This window comes from Pseudomonas sp. BRM28, assembly GCF_002939405.1.
Lineage (GTDB): Bacteria > Pseudomonadota > Gammaproteobacteria > Pseudomonadales > Pseudomonadaceae > Aquipseudomonas > Aquipseudomonas palmensis.
The window spans coordinates 3,670,629-3,679,456 of record NZ_PEFV01000001.1 but is presented as its reverse complement, the minus strand read 5'-3'; the positions used below and the strand labels follow the sequence as shown (position 1 = coordinate 3,679,456).

The following is an 8,828-nucleotide window of genomic DNA, read 5'->3' as shown; positions in this document are numbered from 1 at the left end:
GGTTCCCCGGCGTGTCGTCGATGGTCAGGCGCTACGCGCCAAGGGTGGCGAGGGCTGCAGCCGCGCGGTCAGAAAGTTCACGGCCCGGATGAACTTCCACAGGTCCACTTCGTGGGCGTGGCGCTGGGTCTGCATGAAGCGCTGCTGGCCCAGGTCGAGCAGCTGCGGCTGACGCTTGATCTGCTGCACGGTGTGCCAGGCCGGGCTGCGCAGGGCACGGGCCTGCAGGTAGGCGGCCACGAAGCGCCCGGTCATGTTGGCCAAGTTGCCGATGCCCGACGGCGTGTTGAGGTAGCCGACGAACACCAGGTCGTCGTGCTCGGCCGGCAGCATGCGCAAAAACAGCGAGTCGAAATCGCGCTGCCAGTCGAAGGTCCGCAGCGGCAGAAACGGCAGGTCGATGCCGTAGCCGGTGGCCCATACGATCAGGTCGATGGTGGCCACGCTGGCGTCGCAAAAGTGCACCTGCTGGCCGTCGAAATGGCTGATGTCGGGCTTGGCCTGCACATCGCCATGGCCGATGTAGTAGAGAATCTGCGAGTTGAGAATGGGGTGGCATTCGCGAATGCCGTGGTCCGGTGCGGGCAGGCCATAGTCGCGCCCGTCGTAGCCGGCGAACTTGAAGCTGCGCTCCACGTGCGCCCAGTATTCGTCCTCGTCGGCAAATTTCGGCGCCTGGTCCATCAGCCATTCCTGGGTCGGCTGGCCATCGATGAACTTGGGCATGTAGTGGTAGCCGCGCCGGGTCGAGTGCAGCGCCAGGCTGGCGGTTTGCGCGGCGTCCACGGCAATGTCGCAACCGGAGTTGCCGCCACCCACCACCAGCACGCGCTTGCCGCGAAACTGTGCCGAGCTGCGGTACGCGCCGGCATGCAGGGCCTGCCCGCTGAAGGTGCCGGGGTACTGCGGCACCTTGGGCGTGCCGAGCAGGCCGTTGCATACCACCACCGCCTCGTAGCGGGCCTGGCGCCCGTCGTCGAAGCTCAGCAGCCAGCCGTCGGCGGTCTTGTCCATGTGGGTGACGCGGGTGTTGAAGCGGGTGTGCTGCTGCAGCTGGCAATGCTCGGCCAGTTGCGTCAGGTAGTCGAACACCTGGGTGTGCCGCGGGTAGTCCGGGTAGTGCTCGGGCATCGGGAAGTCGGCGAACTGGGTGTTGCGCTTGGAGCTGATCAGGTGCACCGCTTCATACATTTTCGAGGCCGGGCCGTCGGGCTGCCAGTTGCCGCCGAAACGCGCGGTGGCCTCGATGATCTCGAAGGCCAGGCCCACTTCGCCGAGGGCCTTTGCCACGCCCAGGCCACTGGCCCCGGCGCCGATGATGGCGATAGTCGGCTGCTGCATTGCATCACTCCCTTGAAGGTGGAAACAGGCGAATTCAGAGCATCGAGCGCAGCAGGTCGCGGGCCTGTTGCTGGCTGATTTCCCGGCGGGCCAGGCGGTCGAGAATGTCTTGTGGCGTCACCGCGGGCGCAGCGTGCGGTGGCGCCGGCAGCGGTGGGCTGCTCACCGTGGGCGGCGTACTGATCCAGTAGCGACGACGCAAGAATTCATAGCCGGGCAGCGGCACCTTTCGCCACGCCTGGGTCGCCGCTGGCGGCGTCGCGGGTAGGTGCGCATCGAGCCAGGTGCGGGCCAGGGCCGCACACTCGGGGGCAGGGGCCGGGCCACTGAGCAGCACCCGTGCGTCGTCGCCCGGCGGGCTCATCAACCATTCGCTCAACTGCCGGCGCAGCGCGTCGAAGTCGTCGGCCACCACGGCCAACCGTGCTTGCTCGAACGCCTGGCGCCCGTGTAGCAGGGTGCTGGCGACATCCCGCGTGGTGAAGCAGCGCAGGCCCAGGTAGTGCTCGGGGTGCTGCGGTGCCAGGGCGTGTTCATGCTCCAGGCAGTCGACAAAGCGCTGCAGGTAGCTGCGCAGTTGCCCGGCGCTGTGCGCGCTGAATACAAAGGCCTGGGGGCCGGTGGGTGCGGGTGGCGCTTGCAGCGGGGCGTCCTCGATCAGCACATGGGCATTGGCGCCGCCGGCCCCGAACGAACTGATGGCGGCCACCCGGGGCAGGCCATCCGCAGGGTCCGGCCAGTCGGCCAGGCGCTGCTGCACCACGAAGGGCGTGTTGCTGAAATCGATGTTCGGGTTCAGCGGCTGGGCATGGATGGACGGCGCCAGTTGCCGGTGCTTGAACTGCAGCAGCACCTTGGTCAACGCGGCCATGCCGGCGGCCGATTCCAGGTGGCCGATATTGGCCTTGATCGAGCCGATGGGGCAGCGCCACTCGCTGGGTACCTGGGCGGCCAGGGCCTTGCCCAGGCCACGGATCTCGATCGGGTCGCCCAGGCTGGTGCCGGTGCCGTGGGCCTCGATATAGCCCAGCCTGGCGGCGGGCAGGCCCGAGCGCTGCAGGGCGCGGCCGATCACTTGGGCCTGCGCTTCGGCGTTGGGCACGGTATAGCCCGAGGTGCGCCCGCCATGGTTGAGCTCGCTGCCACGGATCACCCCGTACACGTGGTCGCCGTCGCGCAGGGCCTGGGCCAGCGGCTTGAGCAGCACCACGCCCACGCCTTCACCCGGCACATAGCCGTCGCCGCCGGCACCGAAGCTGCGGCACTGGCCCTGGGTGGAGGCGAAGTTCAGCTCGCACAGCATGCGGTACTTGTACGGGTGCAGCGACAGGTTCACCCCGCCGGCCAGGGCCAGCTCGCAACTGCCGCTGCGAATCAGGTCGCAGGCCAGGTGCAGGCTGGTGAGCGACGACGAACACATGCTGTCGACGGCGAACGAGGGGCCTTCCAGGTCCAGGCAGAACGACACGCGGTTGGCGATCGAGGCATACGAGGAGTTGGTCAGGGTCGCCGGCCGCGCGGGCCAGCTCGACGCACCATAGAACTGGTACTCGCCGTACATCACCCCCGCGACCACCCCCACGCGGCGTCGCTCCACGCCCGGCTGGCGCGGCCCGCACAGGCTCTGCGGGGTGTAGCCGGCGTCTTCCACGGCATGCCAGGCGGTTTGCAGAAACAGGCGCTCCTGCGGGTCCATGCGCTCGGCGTCGCGCGGCGAGATGCCGAAGAACAGCGGGTCGAAGCAGTCGAAATCATCCACCAGGCCGCCCCAGCGTGCATACAGCTGGTCGTCGCCGCCCGGTTGCTCCCAGCGCGAGGTCACTTCGCTGATCAGGTCATCGCCGGCCGCCAGGTGCTGCCACAGCGCCTGGGCATCGCGTGCGCCGGGGTAGCGCCCGGCCAGGCCGATGATCGCGATGTCCTGGCGTTGGGTGTCGGCAGTGCCCTGCGTGACCACCGACAGCGCGGGTGCTGGCGGCTCGACCACCACGGGGCCCGGTGCCAGCCGGGCGACTTCGGCCGGGTGCTCGTTGCCGAGCAGGGCGGCCAGCTCGCGCAGGCTGCGCACTTCGAACAGCACGGTCTTCGACAGGGTGGGGAAGTGCTGTTCAAGCCGGCCGTTGAGTTCCATCACCAGGATCGAGTCCAGGCCGAATACCTCCAGCGAGGTGTCGGGGTCGACCTTGTCCAGCGGTGTGGCCGTCACCTCGGCCAGTTGACGGGTGAGGTAGTCGAGCAGGCAGGGCGCGTCGCTGGCCGCCTGCGGCGCGACCTGCACAGGCGTCGCAGGCGGCGCCTCGATGCCGAACAACCGCGCAACCGCGTCGCGCTTGCCGCACACCGGGATCAACACCGCTTGCGCCAAGGCGAGGCAGCGCAGGAACGTGGCCACCCCCTGATCGCTCGGCAACAGGGCCAGGCCATGGCGAGCCAGCCATTGGCGCACCGGCGCCGGGGCCTGCATGCCGTTGTCGGTCTGCCACAGTGGCCAGGCAATCGACAGCGAGCGGCCCTGGCGCTGGCCGCTGGCACAGCGCTGCTGGCGGGCCTGCACGAAGCGGTCGAGCCAGGCGTTGGCCAGCGCGTAGGCGCTCTGCCCGACATTGCCGTACACCCCGGCCAGCGACGAGCACACCATGAACAGTTTCAGCGGGTCATCGGCGGTGGCTGCATCCAGATGGCGGGCGGCCAGGGTCTTGCCCTGGAGTACGCTGGCGCGCTCCTGGGCAGGTTGGCGCAGGAAGAACCCGTCCTGCAGAACCCCGGCACAGTGAATCACCCCGTGGCAGGCGCCATAGCGCTGGCGAATGCTGGCCAGGGCAGCGTGCAACGAGTCGGCATCGGCGCAGTCGGCCTGCCAGTAGGCGGCATCGTCGGCGCCCAGGTGCGTGAGGCGCTGCAGCCATCGGGCAGCGTCTGCATCGAGGGCGCGACGGCCCAGCACGGCCAGGCGCAGGCCGCCGAGGCTCGCCAGCGCTTCACCCAGTGCACGGCCGACGGCCCCCAGCCCGCCGCTGATCACCAGCACATCGCCGGCGCTCAGTTGCGTCGGCGCTGTGCCGGCACCCGGGGTGACAAAGCGCAGGCTCGCCACGCGGCGTTGCCCTTCGCACAGCGATACCCGGTTGACACCGGGCTGCGCAGCCGCAAGCAGTTCGTGCGCCAGCGCTTCACGCTCTGCGCTGCCGGGCTGGTGGCTGGTTTCGATCAGGTTGGCGCTCAGGCTGGGGATCTCCTGCACCACCGAGCGCAGCAGCCCTTCAAGGGCACTGACAGGGCCGGGGTGCAGTACGATCCGGGTATGCAGCGCGGGGGTGCTCTGGCCCTGGCACAGGTGGCGCAGCAGGTCTGCGGTGGCCAGGGCGGCGTCCAGCCCTTCGCCCAGGCCGGCGTCCTGGCTGTCGGTGCTGCGCAGGTCGATCAGCAGGCGTGCGGGTACCTGCTGCTGGCTGGTCAGCAGGCGCAGCAACAGGTCGATGTGGCGCGCATCGCCCAGGTCGGCCTCGACGGTGCGTGGTGAGGTGTAGTGGAACTGCTGCGCGGGTACCAGTCGCCAGGCGGCGTCACGCAGTTGCGAGGGTAACTGGGCGAAGGCTTGCGGGTCGTCGCACAGCAGCAGTGTGGTGGGCATCGGCCCGGGCGCGGCCGGGGCGGCGGGCTGGTGCTGCCAGTAGGGTTCGAGCAGATGCACGGCATGCTCGGGGTCGACGCGGTACTCGCGAAAGGCAAAGGCCTCGATGTCCATCAGCACCTGGCCGTCTGCATCGAACACCCGGAAGTCGTACAGGCGCATCTGGCTGCCCTGGGCAGCACGCGGGCGCACGTGCACGAAGCAGCGCTCGGTCAAGGGCCGGTAGCCGTGCAGGGCCTGGCAGGCGTAGGGCACGAAGGTGGTGTCGATCTGTGCATTGCCCTGGGCGGCGGTGACGAAGGCGCTTTGCAGCACCGCATCGAGCAACGCCGGGTCCAGCGTGCTCAGCGGTTCGCCCGGGCGCTGCTCGGGGCGCCAGTGCAGTTCGGTAAGCGCCTGTTGCTCGCCCAGCCACGCGCCGGCAATGCAGCGCAGGGTGGGGCCGTAGGCGATGCCCAGGCACTCGAGGGTGGGGTACAGCGCGTCGAGGGCCAGCGGCCGGGTGCACTCGCTGCGCACCTGCGCCAGGCTTGGCAGGCTGTCGGCGGGCACCTGCACGGCGCGGCACTCGCCACGAAAACTGGGGGTGGGGTCACTGGCCGGCAGCGGCTGGAACGCCAGGCGCACACCGTCGTGGGTGCGCTCGCTGCGGCATTCGATGCTGCGCTGCTGGCCGGGCTCGACGCGGATCGGGCTGGCCCAGGTCAGCTTGTGCAGGGTCAGCGGCAGGTCCAGGCCGTGGCGGCGCGCCTGGTTGCAGCACAAGTCGATGTAGGCGGCGGCGGGCAGCACCGGCTGGCCCTGTACCACATGGTCGCGCAGAAAGAACTGGCCGGCATCCAGGTGCAGCTGGGTGCTGGCGTGGGGCGCGGCCGACGCCACACGCGGCACCCAGTAGCGGTCCCTGGCAAAGGGGTAGAGCGGCGCGGCCAGTGGGCTGGGCGGCTGCGGCCAGAAGCGGCCCCAGCGGGCGAGCGTGCCGTCTACCCAGGCCGCTGCCAGTTCATCGGGGGCGCTGGCGCTCAGCTCGCGCGTTGGTGTGCCGGGCAGCAGCCGACCCTGATAGCCCCCCGGCATCGATTGCACGAAGCGCTCCAGGCCAGCCTGCAACTGCGTCAAGTCGGCAGCTACCAGCGCGAAGCGATGGTCGAACGCCGGGCGGCAGCATTGCAGGGTGTAGGCGAGCTGGTTGGCCGATGCGTCGGGGTGGCGTTGCAACCAGGCCAGCAGGGCGGCGGCCTGTTCACGCACTTGCGCTTGGCTGCGCGCAGACAGCGGGTACACCGCCGGGCCCGTGCTGGCGCTCGACGGTGTGGGTTCGGGGGCCTGTTCGACAATCACATGGGCATTGGCGCCGCCAGCGCCGAACGAGCTGATGCCGGCGCGGCGCGGGCCGTTGTCGCTGGTCCAATCGCGCGTGTCGCGCACGATCTGCAGGTGGCTGTGCTCGAGCCCGGCGTCGGGGTTAAGTACCCTGGCATGCAGCGACGGCGCCAGGCGCCGGTGCTGCAACTGGAGCACCACCTTGCTCAGCCCGGCCATGCCGGCGGCCGCTTCCAGGTGCCCGAAATTGGCCTTGATCGAGCCGACATGGCAGGTCGCCGAGTGTTGCCCGCCCAGTGCCTGCCTGAGCCCTTGCAACTCAATGGGGTCGCCCAGGCGCGTGCCGGTGCCGTGGGCTTCGATGTAGCTGATGCTGGCGGCCGGTACCCTGGCATCGGCCAGCGCCCGCTCGATCAGCGCGGCCTGGGCACCGGCGCTGGGCACGGTGTAGCCGTTGGTGCGCCCGCTGTGGTTGATCGCACTGCCCTTGATCACTGCCAGTATCCGGTCGCCGTCGCGCCGGGCCACCTCCAGCGGCTTGAGCACCACGGCCGCAACCCCTTCACCGGGCACGAAACCGTCCGCCTCGCTGCCGAACGCATGGCAACGTCCGGTGGGCGAGAGCATGTGCTGCTGGCACAACTGCACGTACTTGGCGGGGTGGGTGTAGAGGTTGACCGCACCCACCAGCGCTGCCCGGCACTCGCCCTTGCGCAGGCTGTCGATGGCGCTGTGCAATGCCGTGAGCGATGACGAGCAGGCGGTGTCGATGGCCAGGCTCGGCCCGCACAAGTCCAGGGCGAACGACACCCGGTTGGCCACCGACCACGGCAGGCCACTGGGGATCGCCGGTTGCCCGGCCTGCCACAGGGCAGGGCCGAGCAGGGGGTAGGTGTTGCTGGTGATCCCGACGAACACGCCGACATCCAGCGCACCCTGGGCGCCGCGCAGCAACTGGCTGCGCTCGCCCAGGTGGCCGCTGTCTTCCAGGGCATGCCAGGCGCATTCGAGAAACAGCCGCTCCTGCGGGTCGAGGCAGGCGGCTTCACGCGGGGCGATGGCGAAGAACTGCGCATCGAACCGATCGATATCGGGTAGAAAACCGCCCCATTTGGCATAGCTCAGGCCGCTGCTGCGGGCGTCGCTGCCCGCGGCGAAAAAACCGTCCAGCGGCCAGCGCTCGGCGGGTATCTCGCTCACCGAGTCGACACCCGCCAGCAGGTTGCGCCACAGCGCATCCAGGTCGTCGGCACCGGGAAAGCGGCCATGCAGGCCGACAATGGCGATATCGCCAGCGGGCTCCTCATTGCACGGCGCCAGGGGGGCAATCGAGGGCCAGGCCTCGACGCCTGCGGCTGGTGGGGGCGGGCTGGGCGGGCGGCCCTGCAGGTAGCTGGCGCTGGCCTGCGGATGCTCGCGCAGCAGGTGCGTGGCAACGTCGCGGATGCAGCGGCAGTCGAACAGCAGGGTCTTGTTCAGGTCGGCGAAGAGGGGCTGGATCAGCTCGTTGAAATTCAGGATGGCCAGCGAGGTGAGGCCGATCTCGTGGAAGGGCGCATCGTTGTACAGGGTGTGGGCCTCGACACCGGTCGCCTGCTCCAGCAGTTGACGCACCAGATCCATCAAGGCGGCGTGCGAACGGGCTTCCTCGGTATCGAGCATCTTCAATTCCTGAATAAAAGTTGGCAGACGACGGGCAGGCACACAGAGGCCGACGCCGCGGTGGCGTCAGCCTTCAAGTGGCTGGGTCAGGTATTAAAGGGTAATGCTGGTGGTGGGGTAGAACAGCATGTTCAATACGAACAGAATCATCCAGAAGCCGATTTCCAGTGTTTCGGTAATAGGCTGAATACGTTTTATCGCGCCATAGACATGCACCACAAACATCAGGGTGAATACCACGAAGAGTATGTCGAAGGCATAACTGAAACTGGTGCCGGTGGTGGCCGAGCGCAACATGGCCACTTCAACCACCAGAATGAACGCGCCCAGGCAGCGGCCGAAATATATGGCCAGGTGGGTATGTTCCGGGATGGTCCATTGCATCAGGCGCGCCCAGGTGAGTGGCGCAATGAAGATCGGCAGGGCGAAGAACAGCGTGGTCACGATCATCAGGGTGGTGATGTACACACTACTGTATTGCGCATAGTAGCCAAGCATCGGCGAACTCCTTGTTCAATTGTTATTGTTGTTATTCATCGTGGGGTTTTGCTGGGGGCAAGCATTGCGAGGGCGGTACTTGTGTGTCAAGCAAGCCGCGGTGGGGGAATACCAAAGAAGGGGAGCCGGGTCGAGAGTCGTACTACTTAGGGCGCGAGACTTAAAACGTTATCAACCGCTTCACGGCAGGTGAAGTTATCAAGTAATAACCGGGTGAATAAAGTTTTATTTATCCGATAGTTGCGAGCCCTGCCGGCACATGACCGTCAGGGCCCACTCGCTCGCCGCCTACCACAAACCCGCTGCAGCCCCTCAGGAAAAAAATGCAGGATGTTGTGCGCAGAAATCGCTTGAGGTGGCCGGCCTTGCCGTC

General features: G+C 67.9%; 3 protein-coding genes. All 3 read right to left on the bottom strand.

What is annotated here, in order from left to right; translation table 11 throughout:
• Positions 1-24: 24 nt before the first annotated feature.
• Positions 25-1,341, bottom strand: a complete 1,317-nt coding sequence (locus CR917_RS17240; RefSeq protein WP_104572672.1) for an NAD(P)/FAD-dependent oxidoreductase — start codon at positions 1,339-1,341, stop codon at positions 25-27.
• A gap of 34 nt (positions 1,342-1,375) precedes the next feature.
• Positions 1,376-7,957, bottom strand: a complete 6,582-nt coding sequence (locus tag CR917_RS17235) for an SDR family NAD(P)-dependent oxidoreductase (RefSeq protein ID WP_104572671.1) — start codon at positions 7,955-7,957, stop codon at positions 1,376-1,378.
• A gap of 93 nt (positions 7,958-8,050) precedes the next feature.
• Complete coding sequence (locus tag CR917_RS17230; RefSeq protein WP_043861149.1) at positions 8,051-8,455, bottom strand: hypothetical protein; 405 nt, start codon at positions 8,453-8,455, stop codon at positions 8,051-8,053.
• Between the last annotated feature and the right edge of the window lie 373 nt (positions 8,456-8,828).

Bases quoted from the DNA above. Each gene is read 5' to 3' on its own strand.
- CR917_RS17240 (WP_104572672.1), bottom strand. From the start codon at position 1,341: ATGCAGCAGCCGACTATCGCCATCATCGGCGCCGGGGCCAGTGGCCTG.
- CR917_RS17235 (WP_104572671.1), bottom strand. From the start codon at position 7,957: ATGCTCGATACCGAGGAAGCCCGTTCGCACGCCGCCTTGATGGATCTG.
- CR917_RS17230 (WP_043861149.1), bottom strand. From the start codon at position 8,455: ATGCTTGGCTACTATGCGCAATACAGTAGTGTGTACATCACCACCCTG.